The organism is Parendozoicomonas sp. 209JJ7-1, from assembly GCF_058147085.1.
The window spans coordinates 31058-50529 of sequence record NZ_JBYVJU010000013.1 but is presented as its reverse complement, the minus strand read 5'-3'; the positions used below and the strand labels follow the sequence as shown (position 1 = coordinate 50529).

The 19472-nt window shown below is 49.8% G+C and carries 14 protein-coding genes and 1 tRNA gene; 9 read left to right on the top strand and 6 right to left on the bottom strand.

The window, feature by feature from the left end:
- Positions 1 to 31 precede the first annotated feature (31 nt).
- Together ACY2RQ_RS13705 and ACY2RQ_RS13700 are read right to left on the bottom strand one after the other, a co-directional pair.
- A complete protein-coding gene (locus ACY2RQ_RS13705; RefSeq protein WP_490113552.1) occupies positions 32 to 3283 on the bottom strand; it encodes a protein-tyrosine phosphatase family protein in 3252 nt (1083 codons plus the stop codon).
- Between the two features lie 270 nt (positions 3284 to 3553).
- Entirely contained in the window at positions 3554 to 4081 is a 528-nt protein-coding gene (locus ACY2RQ_RS13700) for a hypothetical protein (RefSeq protein ID WP_490113551.1), read from the bottom strand.
- 136 nt (positions 4082 to 4217) lie between these two features.
- Here ACY2RQ_RS13700 and rraA point away from each other — a divergent pair, with 136 nt between their 5' ends.
- Together rraA and ACY2RQ_RS13690 are read left to right on the top strand one after the other, a co-directional pair.
- Complete coding sequence (rraA, locus tag ACY2RQ_RS13695) at positions 4218 to 4706, top strand: ribonuclease E activity regulator RraA (RefSeq protein ID WP_490113550.1); 489 nt, start codon at positions 4218 to 4220, stop codon at positions 4704 to 4706.
- A 408-nt stretch (positions 4707 to 5114) separates the two neighbouring features.
- Positions 5115 to 6173, top strand: coding sequence for a hypothetical protein (locus ACY2RQ_RS13690; RefSeq protein WP_490113549.1), 1059 nt, complete (start codon positions 5115 to 5117; stop codon positions 6171 to 6173).
- 71 nt (positions 6174 to 6244) lie between these two features.
- Here the strand turns inward: ACY2RQ_RS13690 and ppsA are convergent, their stop codons facing one another.
- Positions 6245 to 8623, bottom strand: coding sequence for a phosphoenolpyruvate synthase (gene ppsA / locus ACY2RQ_RS13685; RefSeq protein WP_490113548.1), 2379 nt, complete (start codon positions 8621 to 8623; stop codon positions 6245 to 6247).
- A 268-nt stretch (positions 8624 to 8891) separates the two neighbouring features.
- Here ppsA and ppsR point away from each other — a divergent pair, with 268 nt between their 5' ends.
- The 6 genes from ppsR to ACY2RQ_RS13655 all read left to right on the top strand — a co-directional run bounded on the left by ppsR (position 8892) and on the right by ACY2RQ_RS13655 (position 15668).
- A complete protein-coding gene (ppsR, locus tag ACY2RQ_RS13680; protein WP_490113547.1) occupies positions 8892 to 9728 on the top strand; it encodes a posphoenolpyruvate synthetase regulatory kinase/phosphorylase PpsR in 837 nt (278 codons plus the stop codon).
- A 64-nt stretch (positions 9729 to 9792) separates the two neighbouring features.
- Positions 9793 to 9866 (top strand) — tRNA-Cys (locus ACY2RQ_RS13675).
- 202 nt (positions 9867 to 10068) lie between these two features.
- Positions 10069 to 11448 (top strand): YjiH family protein, encoded by a 1380-nt coding sequence (locus ACY2RQ_RS13670; RefSeq protein WP_490113546.1) that lies wholly within the window; start codon positions 10069 to 10071, stop codon positions 11446 to 11448.
- A 126-nt stretch (positions 11449 to 11574) separates the two neighbouring features.
- Entirely contained in the window at positions 11575 to 12522 is a 948-nt protein-coding gene (locus ACY2RQ_RS13665; protein ID WP_490113545.1) for a glycerophosphodiester phosphodiesterase, read from the top strand.
- Positions 12523 to 12614: 92 nt separating this feature from the next.
- The gene (locus tag ACY2RQ_RS13660; RefSeq protein WP_490113544.1) at positions 12615 to 14627 is read left to right on the top strand and encodes a hypothetical protein; all 2013 of its coding nucleotides are present in this window, start codon (positions 12615 to 12617) and stop codon (positions 14625 to 14627) included.
- Between the two features lie 69 nt (positions 14628 to 14696).
- The gene (locus tag ACY2RQ_RS13655; protein WP_490113633.1) at positions 14697 to 15668 is read left to right on the top strand and encodes a LysR family transcriptional regulator; all 972 of its coding nucleotides are present in this window, start codon (positions 14697 to 14699) and stop codon (positions 15666 to 15668) included.
- A gap of 81 nt (positions 15669 to 15749) precedes the next feature.
- On the opposite strand, the gene ACY2RQ_RS13650 is transcribed toward ACY2RQ_RS13655, so the two are convergent.
- Both ACY2RQ_RS13650 and ACY2RQ_RS13645 read right to left on the bottom strand, forming a co-directional pair.
- Positions 15750 to 16355 (bottom strand): YceI family protein, encoded by a 606-nt coding sequence (locus ACY2RQ_RS13650; protein ID WP_490113543.1) that lies wholly within the window; start codon positions 16353 to 16355, stop codon positions 15750 to 15752.
- Positions 16356 to 16514: 159 nt separating this feature from the next.
- Complete coding sequence (locus ACY2RQ_RS13645) at positions 16515 to 17078, bottom strand: hypothetical protein (protein ID WP_490113542.1); 564 nt, start codon at positions 17076 to 17078, stop codon at positions 16515 to 16517.
- A gap of 159 nt (positions 17079 to 17237) precedes the next feature.
- On the opposite strand from ACY2RQ_RS13645, the gene ACY2RQ_RS13640 reads away from it, so the two are divergent.
- A complete protein-coding gene (locus tag ACY2RQ_RS13640; protein WP_490113541.1) occupies positions 17238 to 17558 on the top strand; it encodes a hypothetical protein in 321 nt (106 codons plus the stop codon).
- A gap of 113 nt (positions 17559 to 17671) precedes the next feature.
- On the opposite strand, the gene ACY2RQ_RS13635 is transcribed toward ACY2RQ_RS13640, so the two are convergent.
- Positions 17672 to 19267 (bottom strand): isocitrate lyase, encoded by a 1596-nt coding sequence (locus tag ACY2RQ_RS13635; protein WP_490113540.1) that lies wholly within the window; start codon positions 19265 to 19267, stop codon positions 17672 to 17674.
- Positions 19268 to 19472: the final 205 nt, after the last annotated feature.

The window sequence follows — 19472 nt, the reverse complement described above, 5'->3', positions numbered from 1 at the left end:
CTGTTTCCCAAGCTTCCGGATTTAACCTCCTTTAACCCTTACTCTTGTAAACGAAAGGTGTCTTGAATTTATCCTGATATACCCGGCGACAGAGTGTTTCCAGCTGATAAATCACCTGTGCCTGTCCGGGACTCTGCACAAACTCTCCGTTACGGGACAGGCGCCCATGGATAATGCTCTCAAGGGCAATAATGCCGTCATCCGGAAGGTCACCCGCTTTTGCGGCTTCTTCCAGAGAATGTTGTTCCAGATAACGGTCAATATCATCCCAGGTCAGATTATGGCGGGCAAAGGTCTGCCAGATATTCAGCATGCAGAACAGCTGGCCGGTACGGCCCATACCGGCCATACAGTTGATCATAAATTTTCCGTTTTCATCTCCACTGCTGCGATGGGCATTGTCAAGTATACGAAGCAGATCAAGGGAAGGTTGAATAGGCATACCGGAACCATCAGGCCATTGCGGGAATGATACCTGGGTAAAATCATGTTCACCGGAAGGGTCTGTCAGTTTCAATTCACTGACAATAAGGGGTAAATCCTCAACTCCATGCTGTTTACATCCTTCCTCAGTCGTTTTAATCGCGTCCAGTGTTATCCCTTCAGGCAATTCCATGTACTCATGCCAGTTCAGTATGGGTTCATCATAGCCATAGACCTCCCTGTCCCGGTAACTGATCAGATCTACCACCACACGCACATTATGTTCCCTGATAGCCTGAAGATTTGCTGAGGCATCTGTCGGCCTGGGCACCTGGCGGGCAATACCCGGGTAATTACTACCCATTTGAATATGGCTGGCACTCAGAGCCTCTTCATGTCCAGAGTGGCCCTTTATCATGACCTGGTTATGTTTCTGGGGAACCATATTCTTACGACGGTGGCGGGGTTTATCATAGCTGTCATTCCCTATGGCGGCGTAAGGACTCGGGTTTTCCAGTCTTTCAAGCTCACTGGCGGATACTCTCAACTCTGCCAGAATCCACCTTTGCAGAGTCCTTTCGGTCGCTTCTTTCTGTAACTTCAGAAACTCTTTTTCTTCTTCCGATAGCCGGGAATCCGCTAACTGCTCATTTATCTCTGCAAGATTCTTATGGGTATTGCGGATTAATTCCCGATGGTTGGGTGTTAACTGTACCTGCATCACAGCATCTGCGGGCAATACCCGCTTCATAACATCCATCATGGTTTTCCCATAACCATGGAGAAGATCGGTGGCGGATCGTTTTACGCTGGTCAGTTCATCAATCTCCCGTCGGCACTGGGCAGCCATTTCCGCAGTGACTGGCTTGGGTTTGTAAGGGCCTATAGCTCCAGGTACCACCTGGTACTGGTGGGAGCGGTTATACTGTTGTGCGGCTTCCCGGATCATACGGGCCTGGGAAGCATACTGGACACAGTGAATATTTCTGGACATTTTTGCCTGCATAATCCCTCTCAGACACTCAAGGTCCAGTTGCTTTTCATCCAGCCCATTTCTGGCGGCTTTCTCCCTCAGGTGGCGGGTGACAAAAAATGTTCCGGTTCGTCCTACCCCCATATGGCAATTCACCACCAGGTTAGGCGTGTCCCAGTTTTTAAACTTTATGGATTCGCTGGTACGGTCAACCAGCTGGTGCAGCTCTTCCATCACATCCACGGGCAGAGGTTTGCCATCGGGCCAGTCAGGGAAGGTGATCTGGGTAAACGACGATATGTCTCCATCCGGATTTTTTACATGGAACGTTCGAATATGGGCTTTGGCATTAACGGTTCCGGAGCCTTTGTTCACTGTACTGGCAAAAGTCAGGGTATCGCTCTCCTGCAGGGAGATCTCATAACCGGGAGGAAAGGTGGCTGGTTTTCCATACTGAATATCAGCCCAGTTAAACAGTTGTTGATTGCTGTACCTGGCCCGGTCACTCTCAGACATCAGATCAACAAAGAGGCAGGGGTTCTTATCTTGTGCCATTTGTAAAACAGCGGGCATCTCTTTTACGGAGGGAGCACGCATGGCAATACCTGCGTCTTCCCCATCAAAAGTCATGGTATTAGCCGCCAGGGGAACTTCGCCTGCTTCTGGAACCTTCACCTTGATCTGGTTGTGCTTTAAAGGAGCAGAAACGTTTAACTTGTCAGGGGCAACGGTAAAATCCTGGGACTGAAAGCGGGGAGGGCCATCTCCAGTTATCTTCACTTTTGATTGAGAATCTACCCCCAGGATATCCAGAGTATTCCCTATAAGGTGGTAAAACTGATAAGAGCTTCTTTCATCACTGGCCACACCTTCTGCTGCTCTGAAAAACGCCTGCGCCTGTTCCTGGCTTATTCCCGGACAAGTGACCTGACCAATAGTGAACGGGGTGTCCAATGCTGGTTTTTCAACTTTCTCATCGGTCTTTTCCGTTAATGAAGCAGGCTGATTTGAATCCAGCTGTGTTGATGATTCATCCTGCCCCCCAGAAAGCGACAACGGATGAATAATCCCGGAATCCGACGTGGTCATTTTGTTCACCAGAGTTTCAACCTCCGTTGCGTAGGACTGCGCCATTTTTAAAATATCCGCCGGCAAATGTCTCTGCTGCCCAAGGGTCTGCAATCGGGTTAGAAGATCAATATGCTGAAAAAGAACAGGTGAAGCTTCAGCAGAAGAAAGGTCCAGCCTGTTGAGATTCCTGGTCGTTTGTCGAAGGGAATGAATCAGAAGCATGGCAGGTGGATTTCTTTGCTGGCGAATATTTTTCTCATAAAAAGAGAGATTTTCATCCACCATTATAATGTCATCAAAGGCTGACAATTTTTGCTGGCGCCGTTTTAAAAGATCAAGGCATTCAGCGCTGCCGTCAAGATCAGATAATGCCCCGGGGGCCAGCACCTGAGCATCACTGCCTGGAAGTTCCGTATAAACCTGGGTGAGATGCCCCTGTAAATTCTCAAGAAGCTTTATGTAATCAATAAGCTCTTTGCCGTTCAGGGTCTGGCTGGGATTATCCGTTTCCCGAAGTAATGTCTGGGCTTCGGCAACAACATTTTCCCTGTCTGCATTGGCTTCGGCTTTTAATTGACCCAGAGACGTTGTCAGTCTCTCAACTTTGGCGGCCGTACGCTTCAACAGGGGCTTTGCCTCTAAAGAGTCTAAAGCTCCAGTCTCAGCCTGAATATGGCTGGATGAAACAGGTGTTCCGGTCACAGAACGAGCCGTTGGGCTGGGTGACCTTGGCCGTCGGGGCTTTACACTGTGTTGACAAGGCTTCGGTGCAGGGGAAGACTGCCCTGATTGACTGCGATGAATACCATCCGCCATATTTGTGATTCCCGCTGGAGTACCTGAAAGCAGCTATCGGCGGGAATCGACGGGTTTCAAGGGTTGCTCAGGCGTCTGGATGTTTTCATACCTGATCCCACTGCTGGACCCCACTGCTGACCGGTTCAGTGATTTTAGCCCTTGCAGCATCTGGAGCTGTGGGCTTCAAGTCCAAAAAACCTGAAAAACCTTCAATGCAACGTGCGCTAATGCTTCACAATAAAAGTGGAAAAACTTAAACCGTTTACAGTCCAGAACCGGAGAGGTTCGTTACCGCTGTGTTTGTTTACGATTATCGTCTTCCTGCCGTTTTCTGATTCGCTCCTGGTTACGACGTTCGTCTTCAATTCTGTCCTGATCCCGTTCTTCCTGCTGTTGCTCCGTCATACGTTCTTCATGTTTCTCAATATCCCGAAGAATATTTGAGGCCAGCTCCATTAAATTTTGAACCTGTTTATGTATGGCCGGGTCAGAATAATTGCCTTGTTTAGCGTCCAGCTCCATGGCCAGCCTGACAATTTCTGTAGCAATATCCCGAGGGTTGTTGATTGTATTCCCGGCATTAACCGCCTCGGGAGAATGAGGCTGGTTTGCTTTCATCCGTGAAGCTTTACGGTGTTCCCTTCTTTCTCCTGGCGTAAGCTTTTCGGGTTTATATCCCAGGGATTTTTTCCCAGGGCTGTGTTTGATTCGCCTTCGGCCAGAACGTCCTTCAGTATTTTGTTTTCCTGCCGCTTCAACCGGGTTCCGGGGTTCAGCTTCTGTCGTTCCTTTTGGCTGTATTCCTTTCGCATCCATAATTTTTTCACCGCTTCTACCTGTCCCTGACTGCTTTCAGTATAGAAGCGGAGCGCATCATGCTTTGGCAGATAACTGGAATCATGGAATAATCCCTGCCGGTGCATGACTCAATAACGATAAAAGGCAAAATACCATGACCTATGTAACACCGGATCTTTGTGACGCCTATCCGGATAATGTCACCGCCGCGGCCCCCGGTTTCCGCAATTTTGGCGGACGTCGCTCTTTTGGTGGGGAAGTGGTTACAGTTAAGTGTTTTGAAGACAATTCCCGGGTAAAAGAGCTGGTTGATACTGATGGTACCGGCAAGGTGATGGTCGTAGATGCCGGAGGTTCCATGCGCCGGGCCTGTCTGGGAGATATGCTGGCGGAGAAAGCCGTTAAAAATGGCTGGGAAGGCATCATTATGTATGGCTGTGTCAGGGATGTTGATGTTCTGGAAACTCTTAATCTGGGAGTTCAGGCTTTGGGTGCTCATCCTATGAAAACCGATAAAAAGGGGATCGGGGAGGTAGATATTTCGGTTACCTTCCATGGCGTAACTTTTACTCCTGGATCCTATGTCTACGCCGATAATAACGGCATCATTTCTTCTGATATTCCCCTGATCATGCCTGAGTAATTTGTTTACTGCTGATCGTCCCTGGTCAGCAGTTTTGCTCTGTTCTTTTCCTGAACGCAATTTCCTTAAACTTTGTTCACCCGCTTTCTATAAGCAGGGAAAGGGCTGTATTTGCTCTGGCTGGGCATTTTCAGCTTCTTCTCCTCTCCTGCCTTTCTTTTTTTAGTTTATCCCTCTCTTTCTGGTTTCAGCTGATTTGTAGCCCTTTTCTGCATCTTTTCCCCTCTTTGGACTCTGGCGCTCTATTTATTCTCTGGTTTTCTAACCAAAACCTAAAATAGTACCGGTAATTCATATTACCGGTACTTATTTGGCAGTTTTAAATATTTATTGGTACTTTAAATACCAGTTTTATAATACCAGTATTTAAAGTATCATGAGTTAAGAGAAATACAGAGAAAAGCCGTTATGCAGGATTCACAGCGCAGAACTTTGATTTTTACGGCACTGGATGGATTAAAAGAGGCCGGTGAACGTATCACTGCCCAGAAACTGGCCAGTCTGGTGAAAATGGGTAAGCAAACCGTGCTGCCTTACTACAGAGAGTGGCAGGAACTGGAGATACTGGGGGAAGACGAGGAACTGGAGTTGTCTTCTGAACTTGTCCGGGTGCTGCGCAGGGAAATCGGCAAGGAGCGGTTTCGCCAGGGAGAGGAGTGCCGCAGACTTCAAGATCAGCTGGATGAAGAGCGTGACAGCTATGCGGCACAATCCGCCCATAGCAGAGAGATAAATGAAGCACTTCAGGTGCAAATCAGGGAGCTTGAGGCAGCAAACCGACAATTCAAAGCCGAACTGCAAAATGCCGAACAGGTCTGTCGTGAGCAGAGCAGCGAAATCAACACCCTTAAAACCCAGAGCGAACTGTCCGCAGAAAAAGAAAGAAAGCTGGAAGAGCGCATTGAGCAGGAAACCCGACGAACAGAAACAGCCTTGAGTGAGCAGGAGAAACGCCTGGACGAAACCCACCAGAAAATTATTGATCACTGGCTGAAAGTGCTTGATGAAGAGAGAAGAGAGAAAACCAGACTGCAAAAGCAAGTTGAAAAGATGCAGGAGGACAGAACCTCATTGGAGAAAAAGAACATGAACCTCTCCTCCCAGCTTGAGCGGGAAACAAAGCAGTTCAAAGTCGCACAGGCCGATTTCCAGGCTGCGAAGAGTGAAAATAAGAAGCTGGAAGATAGAGGTCTGCAACTCGACAGGCTTTCGACATTACTTGGCAACCCGGAAAAGCCAGAGGAGAAAATAGGGGAACTGCAGCAGTCAGCCGTCAAAATGACTCAACTGGCACAAAAACATGAAAACCAGAAACAGCAACTTAGCGAGCAGAAACGGGCTCTGGAGCTACAAGCTGAGCTTGAGAGTGAGAATAGAACCCTTCACGAGCAAATTATTCGGCTGGAAGCCCGCATAGAAGGCATTCAAATGGCTGGAAAACTGGGAAAAACAGAACAAGTTAACTGAGACAAAAAGGCCACAGCTTTTTATGGCTGTGGCCTTGGATTTGTACGACAGATTGCAGGCTGGCTTACGGCTTAAGTGTAAGCGACTTCTGTTTCCGCAAGATAGAACCAGGTTTCCAGAACACTGTCCGGGTTCAGGGACACGGTATCAATACCTTGCTCCATCAGCCACTTGGCAAAGTCCGGATGGTCAGACGGACCCTGGCCGCAGATGCCGATATATTTCCCGGCCTTACGACAGGACTGAATTGCCATAGAGAGCAGGGCTTTCACAGCATCATTGCGCTCATCAAACAGATGGGCGATAACGCCCGAATCCCGATCCAGGCCAAGGGTTAACTGGGTCATATCGTTGGAGCCGATGGAGAAGCCATCGAATAATTCCAGGAAAGCGTCCGCAAGCAGGGCGTTGGCGGGCAGTTCGCACATCATAATCAGGCGCAGGCCATTTTCGCCACGGCGCAGACCATTGGCCGCCAGCAGATCAGACACCTGACGGGCTTCACCAATCGTGCGTACGAAGGGCACCATCAGCTCAACATTGGTCAGGCCCATTTCATCACGGACCTTGCGCATGGCCCGGCATTCCAGCTCAAAGCAATCGCGGAAACCATCAGAAATATAGCGGGACGCGCCACGGAAGCCCAGCATGGGGTTTTCTTCGTCTGGCTCATAGAGGCGACCGCCAATCAGGTTGGCGTACTCATTGGATTTAAAGTCGGACAGACGAACAATCACTTTTGCCGGGTAGAAAGCCGCAGCAATGGTAGCCACGCCTTCAACCAGCTTTTCAACATAAAAATCAACAGGGCTGCTGTAACCGGCGATACGCTTGTCCACGCTGTTACGGATATCGGAGGGCAGGGCGTCGTAATTCAGCAGGGCTTTTGGGTGTACTCCGATCATACGATTAATAATGAACTCAAGACGGGCCAGACCTACACCGCTGTTCGGCAGAGAGGCGAAGTCAAAAGCTCGGTCGGGGTTACCGACATTCATCATAATCTTGAAGGGCAGCTCGGGCATAGTGTCCACAGAGTTACTGTGGATATCAAAGTCCAGCAGGCCTTCATAAATCAGACCTGTATCACCTTCAGCGCAGGAAACGGTTACATCCATACCGTCTTTCAGGGTTCCGGTTGCATCGCCACAACCCACAACCGCAGGAATACCCAGCTCACGGGCAATAATGGCGGCATGACAGGTACGTCCACCACGATTGGTCACAATCGCGGAGGCCCGTTTCATAACCGGTTCCCAGTCGGGGTCGGTCATATCGGAAACCAGAACATCACCGGGCTGAACCCGATCCATCTCAGAGATGCTGTTAATCACCTTAACCGTACCGCTGCCAATGCGCTGACCGATGCTGCGACCTTCCGCGAGCACCTTGCCGGTCTCTTTCAGCAGGTAGCGCTCCATCACACCACCCTGGCTGCGGCTTTTTACGGTTTCCGGGCGAGCCTGGACAATGTACAACCTGCCATCATCTCCATCTTTGGCCCACTCAATATCCATGGGGCGTTGGTAATGCTTTTCAATAATCAGGGCCTGGCGGGACAGTTCTTCCACTTCCGCATCGGTAATAGAGAAACGATGACGATCAGCTTCATCCACATCCAGGGTTTTCACGGAGCGTCCGGCGGAGCTGTCACCGGTGTACATCATTTTTACCGCTTTGCTGCCCAGGTTGCGGCGCAGCACTGCAGGGCGGCCAGCTTCCAGGGTAGGCTTGTGCACATAAAATTCGTCCGGGTTTACCGCGCCCTGAACCACCATTTCACCAAGACCATAAGAGGAGGTGATAAACACGGCGTCACGGAAACCGGATTCCGTATCCAGGGTAAACATAACCCCGGAGGAGGCGGTTTCACTGCGCACCATCTTCTGGATGCCGGCGGACAGGGCCACATTACGATGGTCAAAGCCCTGATGAACCCGGTAGGAGATAGCCCGGTCATTAAAGAGGGAGGCAAACACCTCTTTAATGGCCACAAGAATATTGTCGTAGCCACGTATATTCAGGAAGGTTTCCTGTTGTCCGGCAAAGGAAGCATCAGGAAGGTCTTCAGCGGTGGCGGAAGAGCGTACGGCAACCGCCAGGTTGGGATTGTCACCGACCAGGTCTTCCCAGGCCTGACATACAGCCTTTTCCAGTTCCGGCTGGAAAGGCTGCTCAACAATCCACTTGCGAATCTGGGAGCCGGCGCTGGCCAGCGCACGGACATCATCAACATCCAGAGTGTCCAGCAGGGCGTGAATGCGGTCATTCAGGCCGCTTTTCTCCAGAAATTCCCGATACGCATCAGCAGTTGTGGCAAACCCGCCGGGAACCGATACACCGGCACTGGAAAGGTTACTGATCATTTCGCCCAGGGACGCATTCTTCCCCCCGACGGTTTCAACATCGTTGGCACCGAGTTTGCCAAGACTGATTACATATGCTTCCAAAAGATACCCCCTTAAGAAAACTGTCCCTGTCAATCGCTACAGGTCGTCTGTGTACACTATAAAAAAACATCTTTCCTACAGGCAGACATTGCCCTCACAATACCGTTTTCAGAGCGATACGAACAGGGTTGAACAAGTATATACCGAACGAAAGATACGTAAGCGTCTTTTGTCAGCTGTGTCGCACTATACGTTCTTGCTTCATACGTTAAAATGGTCGCGCCGGCGATTCAGGAACTTTACGAAAAAAGGTCATCAAAAAACAATTATGTCTGAACAGAATCCATCACGGTTGGTTTATTTTATTTCCGACGGTACGGGCATTACTGCGGAATCCTTTGGCCAGAGCCTGTTGGCCCAGTTTGAGCACATCGACTTTGACCGTATGACACTGCCGTATATCGACACCGAAGACAAAGCCCACAGGGTTGTAACCGAAATCACTGAAGCCGCCAAAAACGTACCGGAGCAGCCCCTGATTTTCAGCACTATTATTGATGAGAAAATCGCGGGCATTATCCGCCACGCTCCGGCGGACAGAATTGATATTTTCGATGCCTTTATGCCAACCCTTGAGCGTAAACTCCACTCCCATGCAATCCATGAGGTTGGCAAAAAGCGCTCTATTCACTCCTCTGCCAGCAAATACAACCAGCGTATTGATGCCGTGCACTTCGCCCTGGATAACGACGATGGCGCAAAGACCCGCTTTTACAATGAAGCGGACATTATTATTGTGGGGGTGTCCCGGTGTGGTAAAACACCGACCTGCCTGTATATGGGCCTGCAGTTCGGTATCTGCGCCGCCAACTATCCCATTACCGAAGATGACCTGGATATGATGCGGCTGCCCAAGTGTCTGCAACCTTTCAGGAATAAGCTGTTCGGCCTGACCATCAGTCCGGAAAGACTGGCGGCTATACGCCACGAACGTCGTCCCAACAGTCGCTACTCTTCATCCAGGCAATGCGCCATGGAACTGCAGGAAGTGGAGCAGATGTTCCAGCAGAATAATATCCCCTACCTCAATACCACCCATTATTCTGTTGAGGAGATTGCCACACGTATTATCGCCCAGACGGGCATTGAACGTATGTCAAAATAATCGGTATAGAGTGACGCAACCTATTGATTTTGAATCACTCTATATGTAGATTAGCCTGGTTACCGGCGAGTTAGCAAAGCGGTTATGCAGTGGACTGCAACTCCATTCAGACCGGTTCGACTCCGGTACTCGCCTCCATATTTAAATCCGGACATCTGGCAGATTCAAAACGTCAGATGACAACCGGACCATAAAGAACCATAAAGAAAGGCCGGCAACTCGCGGGTCTTTTTTATGGGTTTCTTTTGCTCAAATCCAGACTCTTTTCAATTGCCAGCTAACTCTTTTCGGCTAGACTGAACGGGTTAAGCATTCACATAATTAATAAAAGAGCTTGATTTTGCCCGATTTTCTTCCAAAACCAGCCCGTCAGGAAGACCCCTTAACACTCTCCAGACTGCTTCGGTTTCTACTGCCCTCAACACTGGGGGTTCTTCTCTTTCTTATTCCTTTTGACAGCCCCCGGGGACCAACAATACTACTGGGACTAATTGGCTATTCTCTGCTGGAAAAAATTGACCAGTGGCTTCCTGCCTGTATTACTCTGCTTATGTGCCTGTCAGCTGCCGGTGCTTTAATTGGCCATCTGTTTGAGCCGGCTTTTATACGTAATAACAAAGTACTCTGGACCATTTTTCAAACATCCGTCTTCTGGATTATCATCAGAATCATCGGCGCGACTCTCGGGGTTATGGTGCTGTTTCAACTCGGCCCGGAGTGGATATGGGGAGAAAATACCGGCGGCCTGGTTCTGTTTAAATTACTCACCGTCCTTTTTATTTTCTTTCTTCTGGCCGGGCTGTTTCTGCCATTACTGCTGGATTATGGGGTAGTGGAAGTGGTTGGCTCTCTTTTGCATCGCATACTTCCGAAAGCCTATCGTGTACCAGGCAATAGCGGTGTCAATATTATTGCCTCACTTTTGGGTGATGGCACAGTCGGTACTCTGATTACCTCAAGGCAATATGAAAAGGGCTATTACACCGCCAGGGAAGCTTCTGTTATCGCCTCCACCTTTTCCATAGTCTCTATTTCCTTTTGTGTTGTGGTGGTGAATTTTATTGGGCTTTCCCATCTCTTTCTTTATTTCTATCTCACTGTTATCTGCACCTGCTTGTGTATCGCCCTGATACAACCGCGTATATGGCCTCTTAGCCGAATACCGGACACTTATCACCCTAATGCCGATATCAATAACCGTATGACCGATACCCAGGCGGCAACAGGTCTGAAAGGCGGACTGTCCAAGGCAATTGCTAAAGCCAACCGCGCCCCCGGATTTTATGAGTTAATCCAGAAGGGCATAGTGAATGCCCTTGATATCTGGTTTGTCTTTATTCCAATCATTATGACGATTGCCACCACTGGCCTTGTCACCGCGTACACGACCAATATCTTTGGATGGCTGGGTGCTCCCCTTATTCCTGTTCTGGAATTCATGCAGATACCGGAAGCAGCAAAGGCCGCTCCGGCTATTTTCCTTGGTTTTGCTGATATGTTCCTGCCCGTTATTCTGTGTGCGCAAATAGATAACGAAATGACCCGGTTTATTATTGCTGCGCTTTCAGTAGCCCAGCTGGTTTATATGTCGGAAGTCGGAGTGCTGATTCTCCGTTCATCAATTCCCCTGAATTTCTTTCACTTGTTGTCATTGTTTATTATCCGAACTGTGCTGGCCCTGCCCATAATTACCCTTTTTGCCCGTTATCACTTCCTGTAAATCCCTCCACGTCTTCCAAAGAATATTCCCGGCAGCCTCTCTGCGCCTGTTCCGGTAACATGTAGAGAAACCGGAGAAAAAACAAAATAACAAGCTATACAAGCAGATAATAAAGCAGGAACTTCCATGAATGGATTTTTAAAGGATAAAACCCGCCCTCTGGTGCTGGGTCATCGGGGTGTTCCCCTGGCTCATCAGGAAAATACTCTGGCCGGATTCCACAAAGCTGTTGAGCTGGGCATTGATGGTATTGAACTGGATGTGTTTGCAACAAGGGATAACAAAATCGTTGTTTTCCATGATGAAAACACCGAGCGCCTGACTGGCGTAAAAGGCCAGATAACAGATATGACCTGGGACGAAATCTCACAACTCCGTATCCAGAAACGTCTGGCCCAGGATGACGCCCAGGGTGACAGTGGCAGCGATTATCAGGCATATCCCAGTGAGCAGCGTATCCCGCTTCTTGAAGAAGTACTGGAAGAGTTCTCTGGCAAGCTGTTGATTAATATTGAGATGAAGGCTTACAAGCCTGTGTGGAGCCGGAGACACACCGGGTCACTGGTGGCGGATATCATTCAGAAGACCCAAAGTATGGATAGCGTTATCTCTACATCCTTTGATTTCTTTATGCTTCGTGAACTGGAAAAAACACTGCCCGCCATACAATCCGGCTTTGCCTATGATGATGGCATGGTGGATGGCCTGAAAAAGTGGACATCACTGCTTCCCAATCTGGGCGGTGAGTTCTCTTCCCCCGAAGGGAGCCAGAATCACCTGACATTTCTCAATATACTGCTGGAGCTGAATACTATAGGTGGCATGGTCGGATCTTCCGTTGTTGGCGCTGAGCATTTGCTAATTGATTCCGATACAGTTCAGAAATTTCACCAGCGTAATATGCTGGTTGGTGCCTATACTCTGTTCCCTCTGGATACCCGCACCGTTTCTGATCCATCCATTGATCACAGACAGGAAGCCACCAGACTCCAACATTTGGGCGTTGACTGGATTGAGACCGACGATCCTGAGCTTCTGCAAAACCTGCTGGCCCGGCACGGTCAGTCCAACTAACAGCCCCGGTTACAATTCATAACACCCACAGCCGGAACCCTGGTCCCGAAACGCTCTCAGAGTACACATCAATTCTTTATGAGGTGTGCGCAATGGGGGCCTCCGGCATTATCGCTCGATTAATCAAAGCTGGTCTTCTGTTTACTTTGACCTGTTGTGGCGTTCAGCCCACAGTCTCTCTCGCCAAGGTCGCCATGATGAATTGTGAAATTCCTCAGGATATCTATGTCCTGACGGTCAAAAACGAAGATGACTTTGCCCGCCAGGGCTTTGCCGTCAGCACCCTGGAAGATCTGAACGCAAAGCGAGGGGTGAATCCCAGTTACTACGGTATCCCATCTTGGACCCAGTTCAAGAACTACATCGACTTTTATTACAGCTCTGCGACCGTGGAGCGTTATGCCGTGGTTGTCGATCGCTACAAGGGTAATATCAGCCTGATGATTACCGGAGATCACCAGGAAAAAGACCTCACCTGGACTACCGATAATATGGCCTTTATTGATGGTCAGAGCAGCAACCATGCTGAATTCCTGTGTATGGGAAAATGGTTGAAACTGAAGTGGAAGGGCAGGGATCTGACCTCTTCCCGGGAGTCTTTTGATTCCTCGGGGGGGTACCTCAGCGCCGAATTCACCGAATCCGAAGATAAGTTCAGCCAGAAGCAAAGCAGCCTGCGGATTGCCAGACTGGACAACAGCTACTCCTTTTGGGGCGTCACCGGCGGACTTTACTGGATGTATCTGGAGTTTTACAAAGGACGGGCTCCCCATCTCCATGAATACCACTACGAAGATGCTGGCAAAAACAGTCTGTACATGAATGGTAAAAAGAATAATGGCTATCAGGATACTGATATGGCCCGCATGAGCACTGACGCGGAAAGCCTGTTTTACGATGCTGATGAATCCTCTTCCCAGAACAGCCTGCGCCCGGATCTGCCTGTTAGTCTTGGGACTCTACGGGCGTACCTGGTTCATGTCAGAACTCTGCTGCACAACAAGTCTTCAGTATTCAGCGGCTCCATTTATGACTCCGACAGTCTCGCGACCCTGATTCAACAGGCGGATTCCCATATTGAGGAGGCTCTCACCAAGTCCGGTGAGGAAAGACGACAGGAATATCTGAGCGCCATAGGACAGTTCAATGAAATGTCATCCCGGATAAAGCAGAATATGGATTACGGGACTCGCTCCTTTGATCTCTTCAGTGATGTTGTCAGCGCCCGCCGGAAGCTGGAAATGGTCAGCGCCCAGATATCGGACATGATTACCGATATGAAGAGAGCCCTGGAAGAGGCCAGTGACCGAAGCTCTATGATCGACGCCCCATTAGAGCCAGCCCTTGTCGGCAAAAATAACCAGACTGCCCCGGATGAAATCCTGAAAGAGCCGGAAGAGCTGGTAAATGCCCTTAACAGTAAAACGGATACTCCTCTGGCAGAACGCCTGGACAGTAATAAACGCGACCAGTTTGAAATCTGTGATCTCAGTACTGGTCAGAAAGCCACCTTTGCTCCCCGGCGGGGCAACAACCAGTACGGATTCCCTGCAGGCTTTGAAATCCGCCTGAACGGGGAAGGCCTCTGGAATGTGGTGCTGCAATCTACGGACACCCCCTGGACCTGGCCACTGCTGCAGCACTATGGCAGTGACTTTACCGTCCCTGAAAGTTCTACCTGGTGCCGGGGTGCCCTGTTTGGTGTTGATCTCCAGACCCGGGTACTGAGAATCACTGTCCGAGGCGTATACCACAAGGCCAGTCAGCAGATTTATCTGGTGACTCAATGGAGTGTATGGAGTGGCTCCTGGGTTATAGACAGTATCAGCCACGGACTGATAGGGGCACTGCCTGTGTACCTGGGCTATCTGGCCGTCAGTCCCGCGGGCCCGGCCCTTGCGCCTTTAGCTCTGGCTTCAGCACCTTTCGTTGTTGCGGCTGCGGCTGCTATTCATCTTTCACCTCCGGAGTCACGTTATGCGCTTACTCCCTGGATTACCCGAATAATGGCAAAATCAGGCATGGGGGACAGTTACTACAACGGCATGCTGTCTCTGGATTACTTCAATACATTTTCCACTATGGTGCCTAAATCCAGTTTCTGACGGACGCATTTACGGCGAAGTTATGCGATAATTTTTCTCACTTATTACAAAACACCGAGAATAATAATGGTGAATGTATCGAGAATAGACCTGAATCTTCTGGTCTATTTTGATGCCCTGCTCAGGGAGCAGAATGTCACCCGCGCGGCCGACCAGATTGGCATCACCCAACCAGCCATGAGTAATGGACTCAGGCGCCTGCGGACACTGTTTGATGACCCCCTGCTGGTACGTACCAGCGATGGTATGACCCCGACCGCACGGGCTATAGAACTGCAGCCGCTGATTCGCCATATCCTTAGCGGTATAGAGCAGGCTGTCAGGCCCCAGACACCCTTTGAAGCCTCATCCAGTCGACGGGTTTTCCGGATTATGGCCAGTGACTATGCGGAATCCACCCTTATTCCAACCCTGCTGCGCCAGCTGCGCCAGGATGCTCCCCATGTCACCCTTGATATGCTGACCCCCAGTGATGTCAGCTTCCAGGATGTGGAGCAGGGCAGGGTGGATATGGCTATCAACCGCTTTGATGATATTCCCCAGTCCTTTCACCAGACAACCATCTGGGAAGATGGATTCTCCTGCCTGCTCAGCCGCAACAATCTGATTCGCAGAAAATTCACCCTGGAAAACTACCTGAAAGGCCGCCATATCTGGGTCAGCAAAACCGGCATGGGTGTGGGTGTGGGAATGAACCCGGAAGATGTCCAGCGCCTGGGCTGGGTGGATGATGCCCTCAGTCGCCTGGGCCATAAAAGGCAGATCGCGGTTTTTACCCGCCATTACCATGTGGCCATGCAGCTGTCCCGGCAGAATGATCTGATCGCGACCCTGCCTACCCGGGCGGCCAAACTGATGGCGGAAGATCCTGACCTGATTATCCATCCACCGCCGTTCATCATTCCGCCCTTGGACCTGAAAATGGCCTGGAGTCCTCTGCTGCAACAGGATTACGGCCACAGATGGCTGCGCCGGCTGATAGTGGAACTGGCCCGGAAACCGGAGCTTAATCCTCGAAACGCCCGCGCTGAAATGACATAGCTGGAAGGGCTGAGAATGAAGGGAACTGTTTAAACAACGGCTCCCTTATGGAAAGGCCAACGGGATAGAAAGGGCAGCGGGTTATTTAGCAGAACCCGGCTCTTTCTCTTCAGGTACAAACCTTAGACGAAAAGTCACCGGCACCGCATAAGAAATATTTTTTACACCCGCCATTTTCACCATAGCGGCCACTTTACCACTAAAACCAAATTCATTGGCATGAACCATAACCGGCTGAAGAGTCACAATATTGATCTCGTTATTTTCATCGAGATCAACAAAAGTCTCGGCAGACATACGTTTCTTTACGCCATTCATGGTCAGGAAAAAGCTGAAGACCATATTATTGCGGCCGGATTCATGAATTCTCTTCAGGGTCCGGTTGTAGAGTTTGGTCTCTACTGTAGCGACCGGGTGTTTGCTGACCTCGAAAAAAAGGTCTTTCAGGCGGTTATCCCGTTTTTCGATACCGCTGGAGAGGCTGGCCAGATCAATAGTGATATTGACGTTCCTGCTGTCATCAATCCGGCCATTGAGATTTGTAAATGTGGCAGTGGTAATAAGGTGGGTACTTTTGGTAAAACTGAAATAAAGCCTGGATTGCTGTGGGTCCAGCACCCATCCTGCGGACGCATAACCGGAAAACAGCACAAAAAAACCAATAACAAATGTCAAATGTCGTAACATATCCAATCCATGATTCATTCTTATTTCAGTAACAGATCTTCTGGTCAAGCCATTCTACAAAAACCACAAAGAAAAACGACCATTGGACGCTATTTCTTTTTCATGGAGCAGTAAACCCCGGATATACCGGGGAAAGGGAGAACTGCTTTATGCGGCTGTTCAGCCTGTTAAAACAGAAATATATTCAGTGATAATATCCTGATTACAGTAAGCCATACCCAGTTTATTAAGGTATTCCATACGATCGGCTTTCATCAGGTCAATAGAGGGGGTGGGCAATCCGGCGTTCTCATACAAGCCTGCAATATAAGCCAGATAGGCTTCGCCTTCTTTCACCATAAGTAAACTTGCGGCACCAACATCGGGCTTAACCTTACTGTTTTCTTCGCCGGGCAGGGTAACAGCCAATACTACGGGCTGTTCTTCGCCTTCAATACGAACGCTGCGGTCACGTACAGTCTGTTCGGCCCAATACCAGGCGATTTCTTTGCTCTGGGTAAGAAACACCGGCTCAATGGTTTCAACATAGTTATTGCCGATAGTGGCCATGGTCTGTTTGGCAACCTGCTTCATGGCCTTGTCACCGGAACGCTTGAGGCCATGCTCAAGTATTGAAGCCTGCAGCGCCGATGAAGTGCCGTGATACCAGACGTTTCCTGTCGTAAATCCATCCTTGCTCAACAGGTCTTTGGCATCTCTCAGGTAGGCTGGGGCGGTACTCATGGTCGTCTCACTCTGTGCTGTCTGAGTGGTGATTTTTATGGGTTCTATAAAACAGCATCTTATCAAAGGGATCAGTCTAAAATAAGAGGTCTGTGCAACCAGCAGCCGTAACCCTTTATTTTTGCAATAGACATATATGGACTTGACAGGTTACTTGATATGAAAAAGATTATCTCTGGTACCAGCCTGCTCCTGGGGCTTATTGCCTTTGGTATGGGCGGGAATGCTGTGGGCTGTGCTCCGGTGGGAAAGATCTGCCGTTCAGATCAGGACTGCTGCCAACCTGCACCAGATACACTGGGCGCAAGATGCCATGTCTATAGTGCGGATATGGACACAGGATACTGTCAGCTTTGCAAGGGCAGGTATGTTGAGTGCTATCGGAATGATGACTGCTGTGCAGGTTTGTTCTGCAAGGATTTTGGTGATGACACCTATTGTGACCTGCTAAGCCAAGTCTGGCTTTCGTCACAGGGATAAAAGAATAAAAAAGGCGACCTGAGGTCGCCTTTTCCGGCGGGCTGCTTTCTTTCAAAAGCGCCCGCCTTCGTCGGAGCACATTCCGCTATAAGCGGCAGTTTCGAGCCAATTAATCAGCTGAACTGGTTGGAGGTGTTCTTGGCACCGCCAGCTTTCAGAGCGTTCTCACCAGCAAAATATTCTTTGTGGTCGTCACCCATGTCGGAACCAGCCATGTTCTGGTGCTTAACGCAGGCGATACCCTGACGGATTTCCTTACGCTGGACGCCTTCAACATAACCCAGCATACCGGCTTCACCGAAGTACTCTTTCGCCAGATTGTCTACAGACAGTGCAGTCGTGTGGTAAGTCGGCAGAGTGATCAGGTGGTGGAATACGTTCGCTTCACGTGAAGTATCAGCCTGGAATGTCTTAATGCGAGCGTCAGCGGTAGCAGACAGCTCAGAATCGTCGTATTCAGCGGACATCAGATTGCTGCGATCGTAAGCAGAAACGTCTTTGCCTTCAGCTTCCCAGGCATCAAAAATCTGCTGACGGAAGTTCAGAGTCCAGTTGAAGGACGGGCTGTTGTTGTAAACCAGCTTCGCATCGGGGTGAACTTTACGAACTTCGTCCATCATGCCCTTGATTTCGTGGACAGTCGGAACGGCAGTTTCGATCCACAGCAGGTCAGCACCAGCGTCGATAGCGCCGATACAGTCGAATACACAGCGCTCATGGCCAGTACCCTGACGGAACTGGTACAGGCCAGAAGGCAGGCGCTTGGGACGAACCAGTTTGCCGTTACGGCTGATCAGTACGTCACCTTCAGCAGTATCTTCTGGAGAAACTTCTTCAACGTCCAGGTAGGAGTTGTAGACGTCACCAGCATCGCCTGGCTCTTTAACTACAGCGATTTCTTTAGTCAGGCCAGCACCTTCGGAGTCAGTACGGGCAACGATAACACCATCATCAATACCCAGCTCCAGGAAAGCGTAACGCAGGGCGCGCAGCTTGTTGTGGAAGTCAGCGTGAGGAACGGTCACTTTACCGTCCTGGTGGCCACACTGCTTCTCATCAGCTACCTGGTTTTCGATCTGCAGTGCACAGGCACCGGCTTCAATCATCTGCTTGGCCATCAGGTAAGTGGCTTCAGCATTACCGAAACCAGCGTCGATGTCAGCAACGATAGGTACAACGTGAGTTTCGTGGTTGTCGATCTGAGACTGGATGTCAGCTTCTTTAGCGGCATCACCAGCTTCGCGGGCCGCGTCCAGGGCACGGAACAGGCCACCCAGCTCACGGGCGTCAGCCTGACGCAGGAAGGTGTACAGTTCTTCAACCAGACCGACAACGGCAGTTTTCTCGTGCATAGACTGGTCAGGCAGAGGACCAAAGTCGGAACGCAGAGCGGCAACCATCCAGCCAGACAGGTACAGGTACTTACGCTCGGTTGTACCGAAGTGCTTCTTGATAGAGATCAGCTTCTGCTGACCTACGAAACCATGCCAGCAGCCCAGGGACTGGGTGTACTTGGTCTTGTCCTTATCGAACTCAGCCATGTCACGGCGCATGATACCAGCAGTGTACCTGGCGATATCCAGACCAGTCTTGAACTTGTTCTGAGCACGCATGCGTGCAGCGGATTCAGGGTTGATGGCGTCCCAGGCTGACCCTTGAGTTGCTTTCAGGGAAGCAACGGAGTCAATGTCTTTCAGATAGTTTGACATGATCGGTCCTTTAGTTTTGGTAGCAGCCGTTTCACCCAGAGAAGATTAAATTATCGGGCAGTACTTCTTGTTGTGTTAATACGTCAGCTACTCTGCCTTGGTGCGTATTTTTGCCGACACCATTTCGGTTCGGTGATCGCATTCTAAGTAAATGTCGCGATCAGTGGCAATCTCCCTTTTTTATTTCAGGTATTTATTTTGTGAA